General features: G+C 73.5%; 16 protein-coding genes and 1 pseudogene. 3 read left to right on the top strand and 14 right to left on the bottom strand.

Annotated features, from left to right (window positions below):
- Positions 1-45: 45 nt before the first annotated feature.
- The 5 genes from nudC to ACSU6Z_RS19470 all read right to left on the bottom strand — a co-directional run bounded on the left by nudC (position 46) and on the right by ACSU6Z_RS19470 (position 10,490).
- Positions 46-993, bottom strand: a complete 948-nt coding sequence (gene nudC, locus ACSU6Z_RS19490) for an NAD(+) diphosphatase (protein ID WP_437047339.1) — start codon at positions 991-993, stop codon at positions 46-48.
- Positions 994-1,158: 165 nt separating this feature from the next.
- Positions 1,159-2,571 carry a dipeptidase gene (locus ACSU6Z_RS19485; protein ID WP_437047338.1) on the bottom strand — a complete coding sequence of 471 codons (1,413 nt, stop codon included), beginning with the start codon at positions 2,569-2,571 and terminating at the stop codon, positions 1,159-1,161.
- 10 nt (positions 2,572-2,581) lie between these two features.
- Complete coding sequence (locus ACSU6Z_RS19480; protein ID WP_437047336.1) at positions 2,582-6,283, bottom strand: UvrD-helicase domain-containing protein; 3,702 nt, start codon at positions 6,281-6,283, stop codon at positions 2,582-2,584.
- Positions 6,284-6,459: 176 nt separating this feature from the next.
- On the bottom strand, positions 6,460-9,825 hold the full coding sequence (locus tag ACSU6Z_RS19475) for an ATP-dependent helicase (protein WP_437047334.1): 3,366 nt from the start codon (positions 9,823-9,825) through the stop codon (positions 6,460-6,462).
- A 275-nt stretch (positions 9,826-10,100) separates the two neighbouring features.
- Entirely contained in the window at positions 10,101-10,490 is a 390-nt protein-coding gene (locus tag ACSU6Z_RS19470) for an MGMT family protein (protein ID WP_437047333.1), read from the bottom strand.
- Positions 10,491-10,676: 186 nt separating this feature from the next.
- On the opposite strand from ACSU6Z_RS19470, the gene ACSU6Z_RS19465 reads away from it, so the two are divergent.
- The gene (locus tag ACSU6Z_RS19465; RefSeq protein ID WP_437047331.1) at positions 10,677-13,424 is read left to right on the top strand and encodes a lysylphosphatidylglycerol synthase domain-containing protein; all 2,748 of its coding nucleotides are present in this window, start codon (positions 10,677-10,679) and stop codon (positions 13,422-13,424) included.
- Between the two features lie 346 nt (positions 13,425-13,770).
- On the opposite strand, the gene ACSU6Z_RS19460 is transcribed toward ACSU6Z_RS19465, so the two are convergent.
- The 7 genes and pseudogenes from ACSU6Z_RS19460 to ACSU6Z_RS19430 form a co-directional block, all read right to left on the bottom strand.
- Positions 13,771-15,984, bottom strand: a complete 2,214-nt coding sequence (locus ACSU6Z_RS19460; RefSeq protein WP_437047329.1) for a family 43 glycosylhydrolase — start codon at positions 15,982-15,984, stop codon at positions 13,771-13,773.
- Positions 15,985-16,200: 216 nt separating this feature from the next.
- Positions 16,201-17,031: a pectate lyase gene (locus tag ACSU6Z_RS19455; RefSeq protein ID WP_437047328.1), complete on the bottom strand. Its 831-nt coding sequence runs from the start codon at positions 17,029-17,031 to the stop codon at positions 16,201-16,203.
- Between the two features lie 107 nt (positions 17,032-17,138).
- Positions 17,139-17,987, bottom strand: coding sequence for a hypothetical protein (locus ACSU6Z_RS19450; protein WP_437047326.1), 849 nt, complete (start codon positions 17,985-17,987; stop codon positions 17,139-17,141).
- The gene (locus tag ACSU6Z_RS19445) at positions 17,984-18,586 is read right to left on the bottom strand and encodes a SigE family RNA polymerase sigma factor (protein ID WP_437047324.1); all 603 of its coding nucleotides are present in this window, start codon (positions 18,584-18,586) and stop codon (positions 17,984-17,986) included. The genes ACSU6Z_RS19450 and ACSU6Z_RS19445 overlap by 4 nt, the downstream gene beginning before the upstream one ends.
- Before the next feature lie 441 nt (positions 18,587-19,027).
- Positions 19,028-19,177, bottom strand: coding sequence for a metal-dependent phosphohydrolase (locus ACSU6Z_RS19440; RefSeq protein WP_437047322.1), 150 nt, complete (start codon positions 19,175-19,177; stop codon positions 19,028-19,030).
- A gap of 302 nt (positions 19,178-19,479) precedes the next feature.
- Complete coding sequence (locus tag ACSU6Z_RS19435) at positions 19,480-19,890, bottom strand: VOC family protein (protein ID WP_437047321.1); 411 nt, start codon at positions 19,888-19,890, stop codon at positions 19,480-19,482.
- Between the two features lie 266 nt (positions 19,891-20,156).
- Positions 20,157-20,354, bottom strand: a pseudogene (locus tag ACSU6Z_RS19430) (site-specific integrase); the annotation flags it as partial.
- 2 nt (positions 20,355-20,356) lie between these two features.
- Between ACSU6Z_RS19430 and ACSU6Z_RS19425 the strand changes: the two are divergent.
- Together ACSU6Z_RS19425 and ACSU6Z_RS19420 are read left to right on the top strand one after the other, a co-directional pair.
- Positions 20,357-21,106, top strand: coding sequence for a glycosyltransferase family 2 protein (locus tag ACSU6Z_RS19425; protein WP_437047319.1), 750 nt, complete (start codon positions 20,357-20,359; stop codon positions 21,104-21,106).
- Between the two features lie 522 nt (positions 21,107-21,628).
- Entirely contained in the window at positions 21,629-21,886 is a 258-nt protein-coding gene (locus ACSU6Z_RS19420) for a DUF7660 family protein (protein ID WP_437047318.1), read from the top strand.
- Between the two features lie 275 nt (positions 21,887-22,161).
- On the opposite strand, the gene moeZ is transcribed toward ACSU6Z_RS19420, so the two are convergent.
- Positions 22,162-23,340 (bottom strand): adenylyltransferase/sulfurtransferase MoeZ, encoded by a 1,179-nt coding sequence (moeZ, locus tag ACSU6Z_RS19415; protein ID WP_437047316.1) that lies wholly within the window; start codon positions 23,338-23,340, stop codon positions 22,162-22,164.
- A 568-nt stretch (positions 23,341-23,908) separates the two neighbouring features.
- Entirely contained in the window at positions 23,909-24,991 is a 1,083-nt protein-coding gene (locus tag ACSU6Z_RS19410) for an NAD-dependent epimerase/dehydratase family protein (RefSeq protein ID WP_437047315.1), read from the bottom strand.
- Positions 24,992-25,123: the final 132 nt, after the last annotated feature.

Raw genomic sequence — 25,123 nt, 5'->3', positions numbered from 1 at the left:
GGGGTGGCCGTCCCGGTGCGGGACGGCCACCCCTCGGCCGTGTGCTCAGACGAAGCCGCGGGTCGGCAGCGGCTTGCCGTACCACAGCTCGATCAGGCGGGCCGCGATGGAGATGCCGTAGGGCGGCAGCACCTCGCCGGACTCGAAGGCGGCGGTGAGCTCGTCACGGGAGAACCAGCGGGCCTCGTGGATCTCGTCGCCGTCGACGTCGATGTCGGTGGAGACGGCGTGGGCCATGAAGCCCAGCATGAGGCTGGAGGGGAAGGGCCACGGCTGGCTGGCGACGTACTCGACGGGGCCGACGGCGATGCCGACCTCCTCGTGGACCTCGCGGCGCACCGCCTGCTCGATGGACTCACCGGGCTCCACGAAGCCTGCGAGCGTCGAGAAGCGGCCCTCGGGCCAGTGGACCTGGCGGCCGAGGAGGATGCGGTCGTCCCCGTCCGTGACGGCCATGATCACCGCGGGGTCGGTGCGGGGGTAGTGCTCGGCGCCGCAGGCGGGGCAGCGGCGGATGTGGCCGGCCGCGGCGATGACGGTGCGCTCACCGCAGCGGGAGCAGAAGCGGTGGGTGCGCTGCCAGTTCTCCAGGCCGACGGCGTGCACCATCAGGCCCGCGTCGCGGGGCGACAGCAGCAGCCCCGCCTCGCGCAGCCCCGCCGGGCGGGCGGACTGGTCGATGCGGCCGGGCAGCGCGTCCTTCTGGAGGGCGAAGTAGCTCACGCCGTCCTCGTCGATGCCGAGGAAGTAGCGGTGCGCCTCGGTGAGGGGGGCCTCGAAGGAGGGGGTCATGACGAGTTCGGTGCGCCCGTCGGGCGTCTCGTCGATGAGGACCTGGCCGCCGGAGACCACGAAGCAGCGCGTCGAGGGGTGGCTCCAGGCCGCCGCGAGCCAGGCCTCGTCGAGCCGGTGGTGCGCGGCGCGGTCGATTCCGCTGGGGGCGGTGAGCGAGATGGGGCGGTCGGTGGTGTGGTCGTCGGTCCAGGTGGTCACGGGTGCTTCCAACTCCCCCGGTGCGGCGGTTGTGGTTCGGCGGCGGTTCGGCGGGACGTGCGGCGGGAGGCGGCCGGGCCCGGGCGGTGGGGGGCGGCCGGGCGGTACGGGGCGGTTCTTCCAGTGTGCCCCGCGCGGCGGACCCGTCCGGCGGGCGGGTCGGGCTCAGGGCGCACGGCGCCAGTTCTCCGCGAGGTCGCCCCACAGGTAGGCGGAGGTCTCGACGCCCTTGAGCAGCAGGTCGAGCTCCACCTTCTCGTTGGGGGCGTGCCAGCCGTCGGAGGGGACGGAGATGCCCAGGAAGAGCACCGGTGCGCCGAGGACCTCCTGGAGGTCGGCGGCCGGTCCGGAACCTCCCTCACGGGTGAACAGGACCGGTTTGCCGAAAGCGCGGCCCATGGCGCGGACCACCGACTGCAGGGCCGGGTGGTCCAGCGGCGTCAGGCACGGGCGGGTGGCCCCGCCGAACGTGATCTCGTGCCGGATGCCGGCGGGCACCTGCTCGGCCGCCCAGGCGCGGACGGCCTTCTCGACGTGGCCGGGGTCCTGGCCGGCGACCAGCCGGAAGGAGAGCTTCACCATGGCCGAGGACGGGATGATCGTCTTGCTGCCGGGTCCCTGGTAGCCGCCGCCGATCCCGTTGACCTCGGCGGTGGGGCGGGCCCAGATGCGTTCCAGGGTGGTGTGCCCGGCCTCGCCGTGGGCGGCGTGGGACTTCGCCGTGCGCAGCCACCGCCGCTCGTCGAAGGGCAGCTCGGCGAAGAGCGCCCGTTCGCGGTCGGTGAGCTCGACGACGCCGTCGTAGAAGCCGGGGATCGCCACGCGCGCGTGCTCGTCGTGCAGGGCGGCGACCAGGCGGGCGGCGGCCGTGGCCGGGTTGGGCACCGCGCCGCCGAAGGAACCGGAGTGGATGTCCTGGTCGGGGCCGTACAGCCGGATCTCGCACTCGGCCAGGCCGCGCATGCCGGTGCAGACCGTGGGGGTGTCCTCCGACCACATGCCGGTGTCGGAGACGATCACGGCGTCGGCGGCGAGCCGCTCGGCCCGTCGCTCGACCAGGGCGCGGAAGTGCGGGGAGCCGGACTCCTCCTCCCCCTCGATCAGCAGCTTCAGGTGCACGGCGGGGGCGGTGCGGCCGGTGGCGGCCAGGTGGGCGCGGACCCCGAGGGTGTGGAAGAACACCTGGCCCTTGTCGTCGGCCGCCCCGCGCGCGTAGAGGCGGTTTCCGCGCACCACGGGCTCGAAGGGCTCGCTGTCCCAGCCGTCCTCGCGGGCGGCGGGCTGCACGTCGTGGTGGCCGTAGACGAGGACGGTGGGCGCCGCGGGGTCGGCGGCGGGCCACTCGGCGAAGACGGCGGGGGCGCCCGGCGTCTCCCAGACCTCGGCGACCGGGAACCCGGTCTCCCTCAGTTTGGCGGTGAGCCAGTCGGCACTGCGCCGGACGTCGGGCGCGTGGGCGGGCTGCGCCGACACGGACGGGATGCGCAGCCACTCGGCGAGGTCGTCGAGGAAGGCGGCGCGGTGCTGCGCGACGTACGCGCGGACGGCGCTGACGGCACTGTCAACGGGCTGGCTCATGCCCACGAGCCTATCGGCCCGCGCCGGCGGCCCGGTCGTGCGGTTCGTCACCGGACGGCCCGCCCAGCAGCAGGCGTTCCAGGGCGGGGCGGTCCGGGAGGTCGTCGGGGCGTACGACGTCGCCGGTGCGCACATACAGGAAGGCGGCCGTCACCGACTCCAGCGGCACTCCCTGCTGCTCCGCCCAGGCCAGGCGGTACACCGCCAGTTGGAGCGGGTCCGCAGTGGGGGTGCGGCCGGTCTTCCAGTCGACGATCTCGTACGTCGCCTCCGGGCCGTCGCCCTCCTTGTAGACGGCGTCGATACGGCCCCGTACGACGCGGCCGGCGAGGGCGAGCTGGAACGGTGCCTCGACGCGGTAGGGCGTGCGGCGGGCGTACTCGGTGCGCTCGAAGGCGTCCTTGAGGGCCTCCAGGTCGTGTTCGTCCGCGATCCCGGCGTCGGCGGCGGGCGGCTCGTCCGGTTCCGGCAGGGGCAGCGTCAGCTCCTCGAAGCGGGTCTCCACCCAGGTGTGGAAGCGGGTGCCGCGGCGGGCGGCGGGCTGCGGCGGGCGGGGCATGGGGCGGGCCAGTTCCCGGGCGAAGCCGTCGGGGTCGGCGGCCAGGTGCAGCAGCTGCGACGCGGTCAGCGACGCCGGCAGGGGCACCTCCGTGACGCTCTGCCGGGCCCGCAGCAGTTCCCCGGTGAGGGCGTCGAGGTCGCGGTCCCAGGACGCGACGGCGCGGGCCTCCTCCGGGGTGAGACCGGCCGGGGCGTGGGTCCGGCGGCGGGACGAGCCCGGTTCCGGTTCCGGGTGCGCGGGGTGGGGGCGCGGGATGCCGGCCCCGCCGTGCTGCTCCGGAGCCGTGGCCTGGTGGGGGACGGTCGGACGCGCGGTGGCCCGGGGGTCCCGGCCGGCCGGGGCGCCGTGCTCCCCGTACCGGGTGTCGTCGTGGAACGGGTCCTCGCCGTGAAGGACCTCGCTGTCGAGCGGGTCCCCGTCGAACGGGTCCTCGCCGCGGAGGGCGCCGTCGTCGAAGGGGTCCTCATCACCGAGGGTGTCGTCGAACGGGTCGCCACCGTCGAACGAGGGCTCGTCGTCGAACGGGGGCTCGTCGCCGAACGGGGACTCGTCGTCGAACGGGGGCTCGTCGTCCGGGGGCGGCGGCCAGTCCGGATCGTCATGGCCGTCCGGGTCGTGTACGGCGGCCGGGTGCCCGTCCGGACGGGCGGCGAGCGCGTCCAGGTGGGCCAGGACCGTCTCGGCGGCGGCCCGGCGCCGGGCCAGGGACGCCTCGTCGAGGGGCAGTGGCCAGACCTGGTCGGCGGCCGCCCGGTGCAGGGCGGGGTTCTCCTCGTCCTCGGCGGGTTCGTCCGCCCAGACCTCGATCTCGCCGTGTCCGGCGGCGCAGTGGTCGTACAGGGCCCGGAGGAAGGCGGACGGTCCGCGGGGCTTCTTCTGGGTGGGCCCCCACCAGTGCCCGGAGCCCAGGAGGAGGGAGCGGGGGCGGGTGAAGGTGACGTAGCCGAGGCGGAGCTCCTCGGTGTGCTGGTGGTCCTTCATGGCCTCGTGGAAGGCCTTGAGCCCCTTGGCGTCCCAGGAGGTGACGTCGGGCAGGGTGTCGGCGTCGCCGCGCAGCCCGTGCGGCAGCACCTTGCCCTGGGCGGTCCACTTCTCGCGGCCCTGGCTGCTGGGGAAGGTGCCGGTGACCAGGCCGGGGACGGCGACGACGTCCCACTCCAGGCCCTTGGACTTGTGGGCGGTGAGCACCTTGACGGTGTTCTCGCCGCCGGGGAGGGCGTTGTCGAGGCCCTTCTCGTACTGGGCGGCGGTGCGCAGGAAGCCGAGGAAGGCGAGCAGGGTGGCCTCGTTGTCGCTCGCGGCGAAGGAGGCGGCGATGTCCAGGAAGTTCGACAGGGTCTCGCGGCGGCGGGCGGCCAGGGCGTGCGGGGACGCCGACAGCTCGACCTCCAGGCCGGTGACGGCCAGGACGCGGTGCAGGACGTCCATCAGCGGGTCGGACAGGGAGCGGCGCAGGTCGCGCAGTTCGGCGGCGAGGCGGGCGAACCGCACGCGCGCCTCCGGGGAGAACGGCAGCCCGTCGTCGTCCCCCGTGCCGTCCAGCGGCGTTTCCAGGAAGGTGTCGAGGGCGTCGGCGAGCGAGATCACCTCGGCCGGGTCGACGCCCTCGACGGCCGCGGCGAGCCGGCGGTCGGGGTCGTCGTCGCCGTCCACGCGCGCGCGGGAGACGAGCAGGCGGGCGCGGCGGCCGAGGAGGGCGAGGTCGCGCGGGCCGATGCGCCAGCGCGGGCCGGTGAGCAGGCGGACGAGGGCGGCGTTGGCGCCGGGGTCCTGGAGGACTTCGCAGACGGCGACCAGGTCGGCCACCTCGGGCAGGTGCAGCAGGCCGGACAGGCCCACCACCTCGACGGGCACGTCACGGGCGACCAGGGCGCCCTGGATCTCGGCGAAGTCGGTGGCCGTGCGGCACAGGACGGCGATCTCGCCGGGCGCCTTGCCGGTCCGTACGAGGTGGGCGATGGAGTCGGCGATCCAGTCGATCTCCTCGGCGTGGGTGCGCAGCAGGGCGCAGCGGACCGTCCCCTCGCGTTCGGCGCCGGGGGCGGGGCGGAGGGCCTCCACACCCGCGTGCATGGCGCGCAGGGGCTCGGCGAGGCCGTTGGCGAGGTCGAGGAGGCGTCCGCCGCTGCGGCGGTTCTCGCTGAGCGCCCGGCGGGTGGCGGGGCGGCCGTCGGCGTGGGGGAAGTGCTCGGGGAAGTCGTCGAGGTTGGCGACGGACGCGCCGCGCCAGCCGTAGATGGCCTGGCAGGGGTCGCCGACGGCGGTCACGGGGTGGCCGGTGCCGCCGCCGAAGAGGCCCGCGAGGAGGACGCGCTGGGCGACCGAGGTGTCCTGGTACTCGTCCAGGAGGACGACGCGGAACTCGTCGCGCAGGACGCGGCCCACCTCGGGGATCGCGGCGAGCCGCGCCGACAGGGCGATCCGGTCGCCGAAGTCGAGCAGGTCGCGTTCGCGTTTGGCGGCCCGGTAGCGGATCACCAGGTCGGCGAGTTCCCGGCGGGCGGCGGCGGCCTCGGGGACCTTGCGCAGGTCGGCGTTGGTGAGCTTGGCGCTCCCCAGGGTGCGCAGCAGTGCGGCGTCCCACGCGCGCAGGTCCTCGGGCCGTACGAGGTGCTCGGCGAGCTCGGCGTCGAGGGCGAGGAGGTCGCCGACCAGGTCGGGGAAGGAGCGGGTGAGCGCCGGGTAGGGGCCGGGGGCCTCGCGCAGCACCTGCGCGGCGAGCTGGTAGCGGGTGGCGTCGGCGAGCAGGCGGGAGGCCGGCTCCAGTCCGATGCGCAGGCCGTGGTCGGCCAGGAGGCGCCCCGCGAAGGCGTGGTAGGTGGAGATCACCGGCTCGCCCGGCGGGTTGTCCGGGTCGATGGTGTCGGGGTCGGTGACACCGGCCTTGACCAGTGCCTTGCGGACGCGCTCGGCGAGCTCGCCGGCGGCCTTGTTGGTGAAGGTGAGGCCGAGCACCTGCTCGGGCGCGACCTGGCCGGTGCCGACCAGCCACACCACGCGCGCCGCCATCACCGTCGTCTTGCCCGACCCGGCGCCGGCCACGATCACCTGGGGGGTGGGCGGGGCGGTGATGCAGGCCGTCTGCTCGGGGGTGAACGGGATCCCGAGGAGCTCCTTGAGCTGCTCGGGATCGGTGATACGGGTGGGCACGTCCAAGAGGCTAGCCGCGGCCACCGACAGGGGAGGCCGCGGCGGTCCCGGACGCGGGAACAAGCGCAGGTCGGAACGGGTGGTGCTGTCCGTCACACCGGTGACTTCCCGCACACCGACGGCTCCGCGTCCCGCCACTTCGCCCCCGCGCGCCGATGGCTCCGCCTCCCGCCGTCCTACTCCACGATGTGCCGGCCCTCGGGCCGCGCGCTGCACGACGCCCGGAAGGCGCAGTGCGTGCAGTGCTGGCCCGTGGCAGGGGTGAACCGTTCGTCCAGGACCTTGCCGGCGGCCGTGGCCAGCAGCTCGCCGACCCATTCCCCGGCCTCCCCCTCCAGGGCCTGCTGCGCCTGCACCTTGGGCAGCGCCTCACCGCCGTCCTTCCTGGCCGCGCCCAGGCGCAGCTGGACGAGTTCGGCGCCGCCCGGCTCGGGGCGCGCCCCGTCGAAGACGTCGTCGACGGCTCCCTCGCGGACGGCGAGCTGGTAGACGGCGAGCTGCGGGTGACGGGCCACCTCGGCCGCGCTGGGGGCCTGCTTGCCGGTCTTGAAGTCGACGACGTAGGCACGGCCCTCACCGTCGGTCTCGACCCGGTCCATCTGGCCCCGGATGCGCACCTCGTAGTCGCCCGCCTCCAGGGTCACGTCGAAGTCGTGCTCGGTGGCGACCGGCGTACGTCCCGCGCGGGCGCCGTGCGCGTCGACGTGCCACTTCAGGAAGCGTTCGAGCGCCAGACGCGCGCTCTCCTTCTCCTGGGCCGATTTCCACGGCGCGTCGAAGGCGAGCGCGTTCCACACGGAGTCCAGGCGTTCCATGAGGACGTCGAGGTCGGCCGGGGTGCGCCCGGAGGCGACCTCGTCGGCCAGGACGTGCACCACGTTGCCGAAGCCCTGGGCGGCGGTCGCGGGCGCGTCGGCCTTCACCTCGCGGCCCAGGAACCACTGCAGGGCGCAGGTGCGCGCGAGTTGCTCCAGGGCGCTGCCGGACAGCACGAGGGGCTTGTCGCGGTCGCGCAGCGGCACCTTGCTCTCGGTGGGCTCGAACATGCCCCACCAGCGGTAGGGGTGGGCGGCCGGCACCAGGGGGCGGCCGTCCTCGTCGGCGAGCGCGGCGAGGCGGGCGAGCCGGTGGGCGGCGGCCTCCCGCAGGGCGTCGGACGCGTGCGGGTCGACCGTGGTGGCGCGCAGTTCGGCCACGAGTGCCGCGACCGACAGCGGGCGGCGGGGGCGGCCGGTGACGTCCTTGGGCTCGACGCCGAGCTCGGTCAGGAAGCGGGAGGGCTGGTCGCCGTCGTCGGCCGGCGCCTTCACCGCCGTGACGACGAGACGCTCACGCGCGCGCGTGGCGGCCACGTAGAACAGGCGGCGCTCCTCGGCGAGCAGCGCTCCCGGGGTGAGCGGTTCGGCGAGTCCGTCCCGGCCGATGCGGTCGGCCTCCAGGAGGGAGCCGCGGCGGCGCAGGTCCGGCCACAGGCCCTCCTGGACACCCGCGACGACGACCAGGCGCCACTGCAGGCCCTTGGCCCGGTGGGCGGTCATCAGGCGGACGGCCTCGGGGCGCAGGGCACGCCGCGTGAGGGTGTCGGCGGCGATGTCCTGGGCCTCGATCTCCTCCAGGAAGTTCAGGGCGCCCCGGCCGCCGGTGCGCTCCTCCGCGCGCGCGGCGGTCGCGAACAGCGCGCACACGGCGTCCAGGTCGCGGTCGGCGTTGCGCCCGGCCGCGCCGCCGCGCCGGGCGGCCCGCTCCAGGCGCCCGGGCCAGGGCGTGCCCTGCCACAGGTCCCACAGCGCCTCCTCGGCCGTGCCGCCGGCCGCGAGGCGCTCGCGGGCCGTGCGGAGCAGCGCGCCGAGGCGCTGGGCGCCCCGCGCGTACGCGGGGTCGTGCACGGCGAGGCGCTCGGGCTCGGCCAGCGCCCGCGCGAGCAGTTCGTCCGAGGGCGGCGGCAGCGGGTTGCCCGCCGCGCGCTCCTCGTCGCGCAGGGCCCGGCCGAGGCGGCGCAGGTCGGCGGCGTCCATGCCGGCGAGGGGGGAGGTGAGCAGGGTCAGGGCGGTCCCGGTGTCGAGCCAGCAGGCACCGGTTCCGGAAGCGTCGGCGTCCGGTCCGGGACCGTCGGCGCCGGTCCCGGGGTCGCCGGTGCCGGGCCGCCGCGCCGCCTCCGCCGTCGCCACCGCGCGCAGCGCCGTCAGCAGCGGTGCCACCGCGGGCTCGTGCCGCAGGGGCAGGTCGTCGCCGTCCACGTCCAGCGGGACGCCTGCCGCCGTCAGGGCGCGGCGGAGCGTGGGGATGCGGGAGCCGGCGCGCACCAGGACGGCCATCTCGCTCCAGGGGACGCCGTCCTCCAGGTGGGCCCGGCGCAGGAGGTCGGCGATGTTGTCCAGCTCCGTGCCGGGCGTCGGGTACGTGTACGCCTCGACGCGGCCCCCCTCCCGTACGGGGACCGGCTCGCGGTGGGCGCGCGCCTTGTCGGCGGGCAGCCGGGGCAGCGGCATGCGCCGGGCCAGTTGCCGGGTGGCGTCCAGCAGGGCGGCGCCGGAGCGGCGGGAGGTGCGCAGGACCTGGACGGGGGCGGGGCGGCCGTCCACGCGGGGGAAGGTGTGCGGGAAGTCCAGGATGCCGTTCACGTCCGCGCCGCGGAAGGCGTAGATCGACTGGTCGGGGTCGCCGAAGACGATCAGGGTGCGGCCGCCGCCGGCCAGCGCCCGCAGCAGCCGTACCTGGGCCGGATCGGTGTCCTGGTACTCGTCGACGTAGACGGCGTCGTACTGCGCGGCGAGCCGTTCGGCGACCCGGGGGCGGCCGGCGAGGAGCACCGCGCGGTGGACCAGTTCGGCGTAGTCGAGGACGCCCTGCAGGTCGAGGACGTCGAGGTACTCGGCGAGGAAGGCGGCGGCGGCCCGCCAGTCGGGGCGGCCGATGCGCCGCGCGAAGGCGTCCAGGGCACCGGGGCCCAGGCCGAGCTCGCGGCTGCGGGCGAGGACCGCGCGGACCTCGTCGGCGAAGCCGCGGGTGGTCAGGCAGGCACGCAGCTCGTCGGGCCAGCGCACGTGTGCGAGCCCGAGCCGCTCCAGGTCCGCCTGGCCGGCGAGCAGCTCGCGCACGGTGACGTCCTGCTCGGGGCCGGACAGCAGCCGCGGCGGCTGCGTGGACCGGTCGCTGTCGTGGCAGGCGCGGACCAGGGCGTAGCCGAAGGAGTGGAAGGTGGTCGCCCGGGGGGCGCGGGCGGCGCCGATGCGCAGGGCCATGCGGTCCCGCAGCTCGACGGCCGCCTTGCGGCTGAAGGTCAGCACCAGGATCCGCTCCGGGTCGCCGCCCCGGTCGATCCGGGCCGCCACGGACTCGACGAGCGTGGTGGTCTTCCCGGTGCCGGGACCCGCGAGAACCAGCAGGGGTCCGGTCCTGTGGTCAACCACGGCGCGCTGCGCTGCGTCCAGACGAGGGGGGTCCATCCGCGCGGGCGGGGTGCGGACCAGACGGTAGGCGCCACGGGTCCCCCGCCGCGCCTGGGGGTGCGGCGGACGCCTGGTGGTGGAGGAGGAGCTCACGTGGTTCGCCGGTCCTGGTGGGTGTGGTGGGAGTGCGGCCGTCCCTCGGGGAGCGCGGTGGCCGCGGGGTGAGGGGGGCACGCGCAGCCGACGCCATGCCGACGGATGAGACGGAAGCAGGGTTTCCCCTTCTTCCCTCGTGTCCCTCGGGTCCCTCGTGGCACGTGTGTCCCTCGACCCACGAACGTACGTCATGCCACGAAGATCTTCGAAATGCCCCGATTCCCTCATACGGATCACGGGTCACACATCGACCGGCCCGATGGCGGAAGCTGTCAGGTGTGACCCTCCGCGCGCGCAGCACCGTCCCACCGGGCACGTCCCAGGTCGAGGCGCGGCAGGTGGCCCTCCGCGGCCCTGCCGGCCTCCTTCAGCGGGGTGCCCTCCCGGCGGTAGCGTGCGAGGGCCTCCAGCTCGTGGCCGGCGAGCAGCACGCCGTCCGCCCGGACCACGCGCCACCACGGCACGGCCCCGCCGTAGAGGGCCATCACGCGGCCCACCTGACGGGGGCCGCCCTCCCCCAGCCACTCGGCGATGTCCCCGTACGTCATGACCCGGCCCGGCGGGATCAGCTCGGTGACCTCGAGGACCCGCTCGGCGTACTCGGGCAGGGGACCCGCGTCGTCCGCGCGGGTGTCGTCGTCCGGAAGGCGCGCCTCGTTCATCCGCCCCATCCTGCACCACCCCGCCGGCGGCGCGGCGCCTTTCCGGCGGTTGCGGGCCCTCGCCCGCGCGCAGCGCTTCGGGCAGACTGTGCGGCCCCGCGTGCGCACCCTGGCGCCCCCGTGTGTCGGTGCGGCATGCCACCATCATGCGGGCGGTGACCAGTGATACGAGAGCAAGAAGAGACGATGAAGCAGCAGGGTGTGCAGCCCGGGGACCCGGGGAGCACGGAGGGCACCTCTGACGCTTCGTCGCGCCCCGTCACCGCCGGAAAGGCCGACGGCCGGGCCACCGGGAGCGGAACCCCGCCGGGCGCCGGGCCCGCGGACACCACGCACATCGACGAGGTCGAGGGCGACGAACCGCTGCTCCCCGCGCGCGTGCACCGTCCCTCGGACCTGATGCGGCTGCTGGTGGGCGTACTCGCCGTCGCCGTGCTGCTGGCCGTCGCCGCGTTCGCGCACGGCACCACCTCGGGCCTGGAACAGGACATCAACAAGGGCACCGGGCAGGCGCCCGACCTGCTGATCAAGATCGCGGGTCTGGCCTCCAGCATCACGATCCTCCTGGTACCGGTCGCGTTCGCGATCGAACGCCTGATCAAACGGGACGGGCTGCGCATCGCCGACGGCGTCCTCGCGGCGGTCCTCGCGCACGGAGTGACCCTCGCCACCGACCTCTGGGTCGCCAAGGCCGCCCCCGACTCCATCCAGGAGGCGCTCACCCAGCCCTCCCCCGACGACATCCACGCCCTCACCGACCCCGTGCACGGCTACCTCGCCCCCGTCATCGCCTATATGACGGCGGTGGGCATGTCACGCAGGCCGCGCTGGCGCGCGGTGCTGTGGATCGTGCTGCTCCTCGACGCCTTCTCGATGCTCGTCACCGGCTACACCACGCCGTTCTCGATCATCCTGACGGTGCTGATCGGCTGGACGGTCGCCTACGGGACGCTGTACGCGGTCGGCTCCCCCAACGTCCGGCCCACCGGCCGGACCCTCATGGCGGGCCTGCGGACCGTCGGCTTCCACCCGGTGACCGCCTCCCGCGTGGAGGCGGTGCCGTCGGACACGGCCGAGAGCGGCGACCGCGGCCGGCGCTACTTCGTCACACTGGAGAACGGCCCTCCACTGGACGTGACGGTCGTCGACCGGGAACAGCAGGCGCAGGGCTTCTTCTACCGCGCGTGGCGCAATCTGACCCTGCGCGGCTTCGCCACCCGCAGCAGCCTCCCGTCGCTGCGCCAGGCCCTGGAGCAGGAGGCGCTGCTCGCCTACGCGGCGATCGCGGCCGGCGCCCACGCGCCCAAGCTGATCGCCACCTCGGAGCTGGGCCCCGACGCCGTGATGCTGGTCTACGAGCACACCGGCGGACGCACCCTGGACTCGCTGGCGGACGAGGAGATCACCGACGACCTGCTGCGCGACACCTGGCACCAGGTGCGGGCGCTGCAGTCCCGGCGGATCGCGCACCGCAGGCTGGTGGGTGACGCGATTCTGGTGGACCGGTCCGGCACCGTGATCCTCACCGACCTGCGCGCCGGCGAGATCGCCGCCGGTGACCTGCTGCTGCGCATGGACGTCTCCCAGCTGCTGGTGACGCTCGGCCTGCGGGTCGGGGCGGAGCGGGCGGTGGCCTCGGCGGTGAGCGTGCTCGGCCCCGACGCCGTGGCGGACTGCCTGCCGATGCTCCAGCCCATCGCGCTCAGCCGCGCCACGCGCGCGACGCTGCGCAGACTGGCCCGGGAGCGGGCGCAGCGCGAACGGGACGCGGTCCTGGAGGCCTCGCGGCAAGCCAAGCAGGCCCGCCTGGAGGCGGCCGGGGCCGACACCGGGGCCGTACGGGACAAGCCGGACAAGAAGGCCGCACGCGCCGAGCAGCGGGCCGAGAAGAGGGCCATCGACGAGGCGCTGGAGGAGGCGCGCGAGGAGGACCTGCTCACGCAGATCCGGTACGAGGTGCTGCGGATCAGGCCGCAGGCGCCGATCGAGCCGGCCCGGCTGGAACGGGTGCGTCCGCGGACCCTGATCAGTTTCATCGCCGGTGCGATCGGCGCGTACTTCCTGCTCACCCAGCTCACGCACATCGAGTTCGGTCCGCTGATCGCCAACGCCGAGTGGGGCTGGGTGATCGCGGCCGTGCTGTTCTCGGCGGGCAGTTACTTCGCGGCGGCGATGGCGCTGCTGGGGTTCGTGCCGGAGCGGGTGCCGTTCCTGCGGACCGTGGCGGCGCAGGTCGCCGGGTCGTTCGTGAAGATCGTCGCCCCGGCGGCGGTCGGCGGCGTCGCCCTCAACACGCGCTTCCTGCAGCGCGCGGGGGTGCGGCCGGGGCTCGCGGTGGCGAGCGTCGGCGCCTCGCAGCTGTTCGGGCTCGGCTGCCACATCCTGATGCTGCTGTCCTTCGGCTATCTGACCGGCACGGAGAAGACGCCGTCGCTGTCGCCGTCCCGGACGGTCATCGCCGGTCTGCTGACGGTGGCGGTCCTGGTCCTCGTGGTCACCTCGGTGCCGTTCCTGCGGAAATTCGTCGTCACGCGCGTGAGGTCGCTGTTCGCCGGTGTCGTGCCGCGCATGCTCGACGTGCTCCAGCGCCCGCAGAAGCTGATCACCGGCATCGGCGGCATGCTGCTGCTGACCGCCTGCTTCGTGATGTGCCTGGACGCCTCGATCCGCGCCTTCGGCGAGGAGTCGACGTCGATCAGCCTCGCCAGCGTCGCCGTGGTCTTCCTCGCGGGCAACGCGCTCGGTTCCGCGGCACCGACGCCGGGCGGTGTGGGCGCGGTGGAGGCGACCCTGACGGTCGGCCTGATCGCCGTCGGCCTCCCCAAGGAGGTCGCCGCACCGGCGGTCCTGCTGTTCCGGCTGCTGACGCTGTGGCTCCCGGTGCTGCCGGGCTGGCTGGCCTTCAGCCACCTGACACGGAAGGAAGCCCTGTGACACCCGGCACCCGGCACCCGCGCGGGTGTCCCCCTCCTCCGTGACGCCCGCCCACCGGCGGCCCCGCCGGTCGCGCCCCGCGAGGGAGCACGCGGGACGGCGGACGAGCCGGGCGGGGACACCGGTGTGGTGCCCACCTGGAAGGGCCACGGGCCCGGGGCGTACGGCAGCGGCTGCGGCCGTGGCCGCGCCGGCGCGGCGGCCGGCGCGTATCGGCTGGACGGAGCGGCACCGAAGGACGGCGAGGCCGGCCGGGTCGAGGGGACCGGGCCGGCCGGGGGCCGTCTCGGCGCAGGTGCCGGCGGTGACGGGTCCCGGCCGGAGGAGCGGGTGAGCCGGGCGCGGTTCAGCGCCGTACCGGCCGGATCGACTCCAGGGTCGGCACCACCGGTTCGATGGCGCCGTCGGCCGCGAACTCCAGGCGGTCCACGGTGGTCTCCCGGTGCGTGCCGTCGCCGCCCGGCCGGCCGGGGCCGTTCAGCGCGAACCGGTGGTAGACGATGTACCAGTCGTCGGTGCCCGGGGCGTTGACCACGGAGTGGTGGCCGGTGCCGAGGATGCCGTACCCGGGGCGTTTGGACAGGATGGTGCCCCGTTCGGTCCACGGGCCGAGCGGGGACGGACCGGTCGCGTAGGCCACGTGGTAGTTCTCGCTGCGGGTGTCGTCCTCGGACCACATGAAGTAGTAGGTGCCGTCGCGCTTCACCACGAAGGAGCCCTCGCGGAAGCCGGCCGGCGTGATGTCCTTCACCAGCGAGGCGTCGAAGGACACCATGTCGTCGTCGAGCGGGACCACGTAGCCGCGCCCGTTGCCCCAGTACAGGTACGAGCGGCCGTCGTCGTCGGTGAAGACGGCCGGGTCGATCATCTGGCCGCTGAACCGCCCCTTGCCGATGAGCGGTCGGCCCAGCGCGTCCTTGAACGGGCCGGCCGGCGAGTCGGCCACCGCCACGCCGATCTGCTGGTCGGCGCAGAAGTAGAAGTAGTACGTGCCGTCGCGTTCGGCGATCGCCGGTGCCCAGGCGTGCCGGTCGGCCCAGGACACGTCCGGCCCGAGGTCCAGGATCACGCCGTGGTCCGTCCAGTGCACCAGGTCCTTCGACGAGTACGCCGTGAACCGCGTGCCGCCCCAGCCCGGGAAGCCGTCGGTGGTCGGGTAGATCCAGTAGCGGCCGTCCATGTACCGCACGTCGGGGTCGGCGGTGAGGCCGGGCAGGACGGGGCTGCGGGTGGGTACGGCCTCGACGGTCCAGGTGCGCCGGGTGCCGTCGGCGGCCGTCACCGTGTACGTCCGCGGTTCGCGGAAGTCGCGGCGGGCACCGGCCCGCGGGCGCACCGTCGCGCCCGCGGCGGTCCACAGCCTCGGCGCGAGTCGGCGCAGGTCGGCGTCCGGCTCCATCGGCAGGACGACCCTGCTCGTCTCCTCGCTGACGATCGCGTACCCCTTCTGCCCCGGGGCGGTGGCGTCCACGATCGACGTGGGGCTCTGCGGGTAGGCGGCGAGCAGCCGGTCGTACTCGGCCCGCGTGACCGGGATGACGGTGCCGTGCCGCGGGCTCGCGGGCAGCTGGTAGTCCGTCGACGGGGTCCACTCGCCGGAGGCGAGGTCGGTGGTCTCGAAGGGCAGGTAGCCCCGGCCGCCGTACTCGTCGATGAACAGGTACCACTTCTCCTCGGTGTTCGACTTGAACACCGTCGGCCCCTCGCCCCGCTCCATCGCGCCGCGGCCGATGCAGTCGGAGACGAAGTCGTACGAGGTGTCGGTCAGCGACGTGGACTTCTCGCCGGTGACGAACTTCGAGCAGGGCGCCCCGGAGGACGGGTCGCGCTCGTCCTTGGTGTAGCGGTAGTACGTGTCCCCGTGCCGGACCACCGTCGAGTCGATGACGGAGTGGCCCGGATCGTTCCAGACCTTCGGCTCGCTGAAGGTGCGGAAGTCCTCGGTGGTCGCGTACAGCATCCTGTTGTACGTCGATCCGGTGTGGTCCGGGTCGTCGTCGGCGTACAACTTGGACGCCCAGAAGACGACGTACGCGTCGAGCTCGTCGTCCCAGTAGGCCTCCGGCGCCCAGGTGTTGCCGGCGTTGTCCGGGGAGACCCTCACCAGCCGCTGGTCCGTCCAGTGGACCAGGTCGGTGGATTCCCACACCATGATCGACTTGCTGCCGTGCCGCTGGACCTCGTCCCAGCTGCCGCTGCTGTTGCGGTACATCCGCAGATCGGTGGCGATCATGTAGAACCTGTCGCCCTCGGGGGAGCGGATCACGAACGGGTCGCGCAGGCCCTTCTCGCCGGTCGTCGAGGTCAGCACGGGCCGGCCGCCGTTCAGTTCGCGCCAGTGCAGGGCGTCGTTGCCGCGGCTGAGGGCGTAGCGGATCTGCTCGCCGTCCGCGGTGCCCTCGCCGGTGAAGTAGGCGAAGAGGTAACCGGCGTACGTGGGCTTCCTCACGGGCGGCGCTCCGGGGTGTGCGGCGCCCGGCGGGGCGGCGAGCAGGGTGAGCAGGAGAGCGAGGGAGGCGAGGAGGGGGACGAGAAGCGTGCGGCGTGCGGCGTGCGGCATGGCGGCCCATGACACTTCCTGTCGGAGCGTGAGGGATTCTGTTGGGTGGTGTGCCCTCGGAGTGTCACCAGTGGAGCGGGGGCCGTCAACCGATGCGACAGGGGCCGGACGCGCCGAAAGTTTTCGGGTGTTTCCGCTGTTCGGAGCCTCGAACGAGCGGGGGCGCCCCGCCGGTGCGGACCGGCGGGGCGCCCGGGGCTCACGCGCTCGGCGGGCTCAGTTGTAGGTGATGTCCGAGGCCGAGAACTTGCAGTACGTCCCGTCGGGACCGGTACCGAGCTCCTTCGGCTCCTTGCCCGAGCTGTTGCCCTGGTAACGGGTGCAGGTCTTGATCTTCTTCTTGCTGTCGCCGTGGATGCGGATCTTCGACAGCGTGGCCGTGTCGCCGTAGTTGGTGTTGATGCCGACGAGCGACTTGCCGGGCGCGGTCACGTCGATGTCGTTCAGCACGATGGTGCGCTTGTACTGCTTCTTGCAGTTGCCGCAGGAGCGCACCAGCTTGCCGAAGTCCTCCACCTGGAAGCCGCTCACCGTCAGCGTGCCGGCGCCGTTGAACTGGAGCACCTTGTCGTCGGCCTTCCTCGCGCCGCCGCCGATCACCCGGTACTGGGCCGAGGAGGACGTGCCCTTGAAGCTGGCGGCGTCCTCGCCGACGTCCAGCCACCACACGTTCTGCAGCGTGCAGCTGCCCTTGCAGTGCACGCCGTCGGCGGCCGGCGTGCCGATGACGACGTTCTTCAGCGTGGCGCCGTCGGCCAGCTCGAAGATCGGGTCCTGGCCCTCGTCCTGGCCGTCGCCGCCCAGGGCGCCGGCGCCGTAGAACTTCTTCATCCCGCCGTCGTAGACGCCGGAGACGGGGATGGTCCGGGAGACCGGCTTGCTGTCGGTGCCGGAGGGCCAGGACGCGGCGGCGCCCGCGGTGGACAGCATCGACGAGGTGACGATCGCCGCGCCCGTGAGGCCGAGCGCGGAGACTCCGGCGATCACGGCCCGCCGCTTGGTGGTGCGGCGGCGGTGGGAGGCGCGCTGTTCGGGTTGTGCAGTCATCGCAATGTCCTTGCGTGCGGAGAGTCTTTGCGTCTCCTGGTCGCCGCCGGGACCCGGGGGGTTGCCGCCGTTCGCGATCTTTTTTTCGCGCCCCCGTCGCCCGCGGCTCACTCGTCGTCGCGCGCCGCGAAGTCACCGCCCACCGCGGCTCGTCCGGACCCGGTCGCGGCCGTCACCGCGTAGCTGTCGCCGCCCGCGTCCCGGCCGCCGCGCTCGTGGTCGTACTGGCCCGCGAACACCCACTCGCCCGGTGCGACGGTGCGGCCCTCCTTGAGGGTCCACGTGTAGACGAGGAAGCCGTCCCGCTCCGCGACGCGCAGCTCGAAGTCGTCCTCGGGCAGGGAGCGCCAGGCACCCGTGGAGGACACCCCGCCGGTCTGCCGGATGCGCAGCTCCACGGTGAGCGCGGTCAGTTCGGCGCGCGTCTTGAGCGTCACGTTGCTCTGCGCCCAGAACTCGTTGCTGTGCGGGTCGACCGAGCCGTCCGACCACAGCGGCCCGTCCTCGACCCCGGCCGGCGGCCGGCTGCCGCCGCCGGACGCGTCCGGTGTGCCGGCCGGGCGGGCGGCGTCGTCCCGGGGACCGTCCGCCGGGCCCGGTGAGGGGTCCGCCGGCGGCTCGGGCGCCCGGCTCGTGGCCTCCGGTGACGGCGTGGGCGTCGGCGTCGGCGTCGGCGAGACCGCCACCTGCCGCTGCGGGGGAGCCTCCTCGCCCTTCACCGCGGACGCCACCGCGTACCCGCCCACCGCGAGCACCCCGGCCACCGCCGCCGTCGCGCCCGCCACCCGCACCCAGCCGAACAGCGGCGGGCGCGCGGCCCGGTGGGCCGGCCGGGCCGGGCCGGCCATGCCGCGCTCCACCCGGGCCAGGATGTACTCCCGGTCGGGCTCGTGCGCCCCGGCCGCCTCGTGCAGCCGGGCGCGCAGCTCCTCGTGCACGTCCCGCCGCATCGTCACCGGTCCCTTCTCGTGGCCCCGTCGGCCTGTTCGCGCAAGTTGCCGACCCCGTCCCCGCGGGCGGACGCGGCCGCCGCGTGCACCCGCCGGGGCACCTCCTGGGTGCCCAGCAGCCGCTGCAGTTCGGCCATCGCCTTCGAGGTCTGGCTCTTCACCGTACCCACCGATATGCCCAGGGCCAGCGCGGTGTCCTTCTCCGACAGGTCGAAGGCGTGCCGCAGCACCACGCACGCCCGCTTGCGGAACGGCAGCCGGCGCAGTGCCTCCTGCACGTCCACCACGCCCGGCACGTCGGGGTTCTCCGTCCGTTCCTCGCGCGGCGACCAGAACAGCGCGATCCGCCGGCGCTCGCGCACCGCGCTGCGGATCCGGGTACGGGCCAGGTTGGCCACCACACCGCGGGCGTAGGCCGCCGGATGGTCGGCGTCGCGCACCCGGTCCCAGCGGTGCCACAGGGCCAGCAGCGCGTCCGCCGCCAGATCGTCGGCGGTGTCCGGCTCACCCGTCAGCAGACGGGCCAGCCGGGACAGTTCGGCGTAGTGGCGCTCGAAGAACGCGTGGAACTCCACGGAGGCGGCATCGTCGACGACGGTGCCCACGGGCGACCTCCCCTCGCAGCGGCGTCGGGCACCCGACCGGGCACCGGTGACGGTGTGTGTCATGTAGATGACATGTGAACGTCCGGAGTGGACCGGCGCGGGTTCCGGAGCGTATCAGTGATCTTTCCCAGGTTCGTGCGGAGGGTCGAACGGCGTCTGGCGGGCCGGAACTTGGACCCCTAACTTCGGCGGCGGGACGTCCGGCGTCAAGGGGCCGCGCCCGTACGGCGGCGGGCCGGTGCCACGGGTCCGCATCCGCCGGCCGTCGCGGGCGGCGCGACCGTGGAGTGACCCCGCGCCTGCCGGGGAGGGGGTCCCGGTGGCCGTCGCGCCCGGGGCCGTGCGGGGTCGGACGTCGCCGGCCGGCGACGGCGGAGGCCCGCGGCTCCGAGCGGGTCGGAGCCGCGGGCCTCTTGTGAGCCGTGCCGGTCAGCCGGCTGTTCAGCACACCGGCAAGTCGGAAGCGTCCCGGAGGTACCGCCGTGCCTCGCTGATCGCGTTGTGCGCCTCGCTGCCCGGCTCGCAGCGGACCAGGATCTCGTCGATCCGGGTGTCGAAGTCGAAGGGCCGCCCGGCGGGGCCGGTGGCCATGAGCCGATCACCGGCATAGCGCGGCTCGATCGGGAACACGCCTCCGGCGGGGATCGGCCGGCACCGGGGTGGATGGGGCGCCGCACGTGGGCGCGGGTCCGCAGGGGCGCGCGGGGAGTTCCCGTCCCGTCCGCCGTCGACCCGGGCGAAGCCGAGCGGAGGCAACCCATGGCGGCCGGGTCGTTCGTGCAGTGGCGCGCTCCGCCTGGACGCCATGGAGCACGCCGCTCCGCATGCGTGCGGGCCGACGGCGGACGGGACGGGAGCCGGGGGGAGTGGTGGGTGAGGAAGTGGGCGGCCGATCAGCCGCGCTTGGGCCAGACCGGGCCCTGGTCGGTCCAGATGACGCCCTTGTTGCGGCACAGGCAGAAGGGGTGACCGATCGGGTCGGTGTAGACCTGCCAGCCGTAGCCGTCGGGGCCGACGAAGTCCTGCCTCAGCGTCGCGCCGAGGTCGAGGACGCGGCGCTGCTCGGGCTCGATCTCGTCCACTTCGAAGTCGAGGTGGAACTGCTTGGGGTGCTCGCTGTCGGGCCACTGCGGAGCGCGGTAGTCGTCCACCCGGATGAATGCCAGTTCGATCTCGCCGAACTGGATGCCGGCCCAGTCCTCGGAGCTGCCTTCCTTGACCGGACGGCCCGTCACCTCGGAGTAGAAGGCCGCCAGCTCCATCGTGTCCGGGCAGTCGATGATGAAATCGGTGAGTCGCAGCATCCCGGGATCCTGCCACAAGCCCGCACCCGGCTTCGAGACATGCTCTGAACGGTTTCTCCGAGGTGGGGAAACGGAAGGTCCCGGGGGGCTTCGCCCCCATCGGCTGGGCCGTCCGAGGCCCCCGACGCCAACCGACAACGCCAGAAGCCCACGGCGTCTGAGCTGTCCGGAGCCGTGGGCTTCTGTTCCGCCGGTCGGCGGAAGGGCTGATCAGTACACCGGCAAGTCAGACGGTCCTTGGCCTGACCTGCGGGTTTACTCCGTCCTCACTCCCCCTGGGCCGTCGTGGGGCCGTCGTCGGTGTCCGGGCCGTCCGCGAAGGCACGGTTCACCGCTTCCCGGGTCCGCTTCTCGCTGCTGGGCATCAGGTGCGTGTACGTGCGCAGCGTGAAGCCCGGATCGTGGTGCCCGAGGTACTCGGACAGGGCCTTGATGCTCTCCCCCGCGTCCAGCAGGACGGGGGCGCATGACGAACCTCGTATCGGTGATCACGCCGGTCCACGGACCGAGCGCGCGTTACCTCACGGAGGCTCACTCTTCCCTCATCGGCCAGGAGATGCCTCCGGGCTGGGACTGGGAATGGATCATCCAAGAGGATGGCGAGACGGCGGACGTACGACCACACGTCCCCTCGGATCCGCGGATCAGCTTCGAGCAGGGGCGGCAGGGCCGCGCCGGCATGGCCCGGACTCTGGCGCTCGCGCGGGCGCGGGGCGACCTGATCAAGGTCTTGGATGCCGACGACGTGCTGACACCCGGAGCCCTGCGGCGAGACATCGAGGTCCTGACCGAGCAGACCGGCGTCGCATGGACGACCTCACGTGTTCTCGACCTTCTGCCGGATGGCTCCACGGTCGGCTTCGAGGGCGATCCGCCGGCAGGGCCGATCGCACAGGGCGCTGTCCTGGAACGGTGGCGGACACACGACTACAGGGCGCAGGTCCACCCGGCGACGCTGTGCGCGCGTCGCGACTTGGTGACCGCGCTGGGCGGCTGGATGGCGCTGCCCTCCTCGGAGGACACGGGACTGCTCATGGCCCTCAACGCAGTCAGCACCGGATGGTTCATCGAGGAATGCGGTCTGCTGTACCGCAAATGGCCCGGACAAAGCACCGCACAGAGCGGGCATCACGACGACGTTGAGCGGCGCGCCCGTATGAAGGTCATTGAGGAGCGCGCCGAGGCTCTTGGCAAGCTCAGCACGTGGCACCTCTGACTGCGTCCCATGGGTGCGCGGTAGAACTTTCTCTACTTCATCAAGCCCCGGCTGCGCTCCGCTCCGCCGGGCGCGCTCCCGGCTCCGCTGCGGGCGCCGCTCCTGCCTCCGGCCCGCTCCGCCCGCGCTGCGCCGACGCGCGCCCACATGTGGATAGGGCCGGTGGCCATGAGTCGATCACCGCATGGAGCGGCCCGCGGTCAAGGCCATGCCTCCGGCGGGGGATCGGCCGGCACCGGGATGGAGGGGGCGCCGTCGCCGACTGCGGGCACATTGGGGCGTGCGTGTGGGAGCTCCCATCCCGTCCGCCATCGACCCAGGCAGAGCCGAGCAGACGCGGCCCCTGGCGTCCAGGTCGTTCGTACAGTGGCGCGCTCCACCTGGACGCCAGGAACCACGCCCGCTCCACGGTGTGTGGGTCGATGGCGGACGGGATGGGAGCTGGGGCGAGTGGTGGGTTGGGGGCGATGTGATCACTGACACTCATGCCAGTCACCTGAGGACCCTCTTAAGATCACAGCCATGACCAGCCCTCTGGCGCCCGACGATCACATTGGCGATCGTGAGGCCTTCAGCGCCTTCCTGGCGCGTCTTCGCGCAGACCACGCAGCCAACGGCCAGCAGTGGGAGAACGCGACGCTGGACAGGTTCTTGGAAGCCCTGGAAGCCTGGGTCGCAGCGTCTCCGCAGTGGTACCGGAACTTCCGGCACGATCTACCACCCGAAGGTGACTGGACGTTCTTCGCCCGGGCCCTCACTGCCGCTCGGGTCTACGAATAGCCCTGGCGGGCAACGTGCCCCTCGCGTGCCCGACCGAGCGGCGAGCATCGGGGAACAGCGGCAAGCGTCGCAGGAACGCGCAGGTCAGTGTCTCGCCAGCTCAGGCCAGGTCCGCATACGCGATCTTCCGAGCTGGCGACGGTGACTGCGGGCCTTGGGCCGCCTCTGGGCCGTCCGAGGTCAGCCAGCGTCGACCGACAACGACAGAAGCCCACGGCTCCGACCTGGTCGGAGCCGTGGGCTTCTTCAGTCCCGCTGGTGAGCGGGACCGGTGATCAGTACACCGGCTTGTGCGGCTCGATCTGGTTGACCCAGCCGATCACGCCGCCGCCCACGTGCACGGCGTCCGCGAAACCGGCGTTCTTCAGGACCGCCAGGACTTCCGCACTGCGGACACCCGTCTTGCAATGCAAGACGATCTTCTTGTCCTGCGGGAGTCCCTCCAGGGCGGTTCCCATGAGGAACTCGTTCTTCGGGATCAGCCGGGCGCCCGGGATCGAGACGATCTCGTACTCGTTCTGCTCGCGGACGTCGATGATCTCGATGTTCTCGCCGTCGTCGATCCACTCCTTGAGCTGCTTGGGAGTGATGGTCGAGTCGGCGGCCGCCGCCTGGGCCTCCTCGGAGACGACGCCGCAGAAGGCCTCGTAGTCGATGAGCTCGGTGACGGTCGGGTTCTCGCCGCAGACCGCGCAGTTCGGGTCCTTGCGCACCTTGACCTGGCGGTACTGCATCTCCAGGGCGTCGTAGATCATCAGGCGGCCGACCAGCGGTTCGCCGATGCCCGCGAGGAGCTTGATGGCCTCGTTGACCTGGATGGAGCCGATGGACGCGCACAGCACGCCCAGCACGCCGCCCTCGGCGCAGGAGGGGACCATGCCGGGGGGCGGGGGCTCCGGGTAGAGGCAGCGGTAGCAGGGACCGTGCTCGGACCAGAAGACGGAGGCCTGACCGTCGAAGCGGTAGATCGAGCCCCACACGTACGGCTTGTTCAGCAGCACGCAGGCGTCGTTGACCAGGTAGCGGGTCGCGAAGTTGTCCGTACCGTCGATGATCAGGTCGTACTGGGCGAAGATGTCCATCACGTTGTCGGCTTCGAGCCGCTCTTCGTGGAGGACCACGTTCACGTACGGGTTGATGCCCTTGACGGTGTCACGGGCGGACTCCGCCTTGGAACGGCCGATGTCGGACTGGCTGTGGATGATCTGGCGCTGCAGGTTCGACTCGTCGACCTCGTCGAACTCCACGATGCCGAGCGTGCCGACGCCCGCGGCGGCCAGGTACATCAGGGCCGGCGAGCCCAGGCCGCCGGCGCCCACGCAGAGCACCTTGGCGTTCTTCAGCCGCTTCTGCCCGTCCATCCCCACATCGGGGATGATCAGGTGGCGGGAGTACCTGCGGACCTCGTCTACGGTGAGCTCGGGGGCCGGCTCGACCAGGGGTGGCAGCGACACGGGGACTCCGTTGGTCGGTCAGTCATTACGGTTGTTCTCCGGTAACACTGCCATGGGCTTTTTCATTCCGAGACACCTGTTCCAATGCGCGAGACGATGTCGTCCCAGTAACCGGGCACGGTCTTCCCGGGAGCGATGTGCCCCTACGTTTCCCGTATGTCCCGCGCCCCGTCGATGCCGTCGCGGCCGTCCGCGCGCGTGCCCCGGTCCGTGCGGCCGGTGGAGCGGGCCGTCGCGGCGCCCCGCCGGCGCGCGAGGCGCAGCGCCTCGCCGAGATGGCGCCGGGGGCGTCTCGTGGACGGGGGGCGGAAGCGCTCGGGCGGGTGGCCTGCGGTCCACTCGGCCCTCCGGATCGGCGGTGGTCGCCCCACGGCCCGCCGAAGGCGATCAGCCGGTCGGCGGCCCCGGAGCCGGGGTGGGGGCGGGTGCCGTGGCCGGGCCCGATGTGGGCCCGGCCACGGATCGCGCGGAGCGCGGGGCCGTGCGGCGGATCCCGGGGAGCCCGGTCCGCCCGGAGGGGCGGCGGTCCGGCGGGAAGCCGTCGGCCCGGTACCGGTCGGCGCACCGGTCAGATGCGGCAAGCCGCCTCCATCCAGATGTCGGCGAGGGACTCCTCGAGGTTGATCCGGGGCCGCCAGCCCAGACGGTCCCGCGCGGTGCGCACGTCGGCCTGCTGCCAGCTGCCGCAGCCATCCGGATAGGGGTGGGCGACCGGGGGCGCGACCGGGTGGTCGGCCTCGGCGCGAAGGCCGGCGGAGTGGCCCGGCTGTCCGGGGTGCCCCGAATGACCGAGGTGGCCGGGGAGTTCGGAGCGGGGGTGGGTCAGGGGTTCGGCGCGGTGGCTGAGGGATTCGGTGCGCGGGTGGCCGATGGCCGGCCTGAGCGGGTTGCCGTGCGGCCCGTCCGGTTCGTGCAGGGCACCGCCGTAACCGGCCACCCGGGCGAGGGTGGTGGCGGCGTCGCGGAGGCGGACGGCGCGGCCCGAGCCGATGTTGATGACGCCCTGCGCGGCGGAGAGCGAGGCGGCGTGGACGGCACGGGCCACATCGCGGACGTCGACGAAGTCGCGCTGGATGCCGAGACCGCCGAGCCTCAGCTCCCCGTCGCCGGACTGCATGGCACGGCGCATGGCCTCGGCCAGGCGGCCCAGGGGGGAGCCGGCGGGGGTGCCGGGTCCGGCGGGTGAGAAGACGCGGAGGACGACGGCGTCCAGGCCGGAGCCGAGGACCAGTTCCGTGGCGGCGAGTTTGCTGACGCCGTAGGGGCCGCCGGGGCGGGGGACGGCGTCCTCCGCGGTGGAGGAGCCGGGCTGGCTGGGACCGTACTCCGAGCTGCAGCCGATCTGCACCAGGCGGGCGCTGCAACTGCTGCGGCGCAGGGCCTCGCAGATGGTGGCGACCGCGACGGTGTTGTGGCGGGTGAGTTCCCGGGCGCCGCCCCGGGTCGCGCCGGCGCAGTTGATGACGACACCGGGCTGGACCGCGTCGAGGAAGCGGGTGAGCGCGCCGGGGCTGCCGGTGGCGAGGTCGAAGCGGACGTCGGCGTCGTCGCCCCGGCCGAGGGTGGTGAGCTGGACGGCCGGGTCGGCGAGCAGGCGGTCGGCGACGAAGCGGCCGATGTAGCCGTTGGCTCCGATCAGCAGGACTCTCATCGGGCGGCCCCCCAAAGGACGGCCAGGGGGGCGGGGAGGGCGGGGGTCGTCATGCGGGGTTCTCCTAAAAGGGGTGGTGCGGGGTCGTGCCGGGGGAGGTACGTCGTCGGGACGGAGCGGAACCGGCCGTCC

Origin of the sequence: Streptomyces sp. enrichment culture (genome assembly GCF_964273145.1) — a bacterium.
Classification (GTDB): domain Bacteria; phylum Actinomycetota; class Actinomycetes; order Streptomycetales; family Streptomycetaceae; genus Streptomyces.
Note: the sequence above shows the minus strand (reverse complement) of the source record. Positions and strands in the feature narration are given on the sequence as shown.

Excerpts from the sequence above, each read along its gene's own strand:
- ACSU6Z_RS19485 (WP_437047338.1), bottom strand. The coding sequence starts at position 2,571 with ATGAGCCAGCCCGTTGACAGTGCCGTCAGCGCCGTCCGCGCGTACGTC.
- ACSU6Z_RS19470 (WP_437047333.1), bottom strand. The coding sequence starts at position 10,490 with ATGAACGAGGCGCGCCTTCCGGACGACGACACCCGCGCGGACGACGCG.
- ACSU6Z_RS19465 (WP_437047331.1), top strand. The coding sequence starts at position 10,677 with ATGAAGCAGCAGGGTGTGCAGCCCGGGGACCCGGGGAGCACGGAGGGC.
- ACSU6Z_RS19460 (WP_437047329.1), bottom strand. The coding sequence starts at position 15,984 with ATGCCGCACGCCGCACGCCGCACGCTTCTCGTCCCCCTCCTCGCCTCC.
- ACSU6Z_RS19455 (WP_437047328.1), bottom strand. The coding sequence starts at position 17,031 with ATGACTGCACAACCCGAACAGCGCGCCTCCCACCGCCGCCGCACCACC.
- ACSU6Z_RS19440 (WP_437047322.1), bottom strand. The coding sequence starts at position 19,177 with ATGGCCACCGGCCCCGCCGGGCGGCCCTTCGACTTCGACACCCGGATC.
- ACSU6Z_RS19435 (WP_437047321.1), bottom strand. The coding sequence starts at position 19,890 with ATGCTGCGACTCACCGATTTCATCATCGACTGCCCGGACACGATGGAG.
- ACSU6Z_RS19425 (WP_437047319.1), top strand. The coding sequence starts at position 20,357 with ATGACGAACCTCGTATCGGTGATCACGCCGGTCCACGGACCGAGCGCG.
- ACSU6Z_RS19420 (WP_437047318.1), top strand. The coding sequence starts at position 21,629 with ATGACCAGCCCTCTGGCGCCCGACGATCACATTGGCGATCGTGAGGCC.
- ACSU6Z_RS19410 (WP_437047315.1), bottom strand. The coding sequence starts at position 24,991 with ATGAGAGTCCTGCTGATCGGAGCCAACGGCTACATCGGCCGCTTCGTC.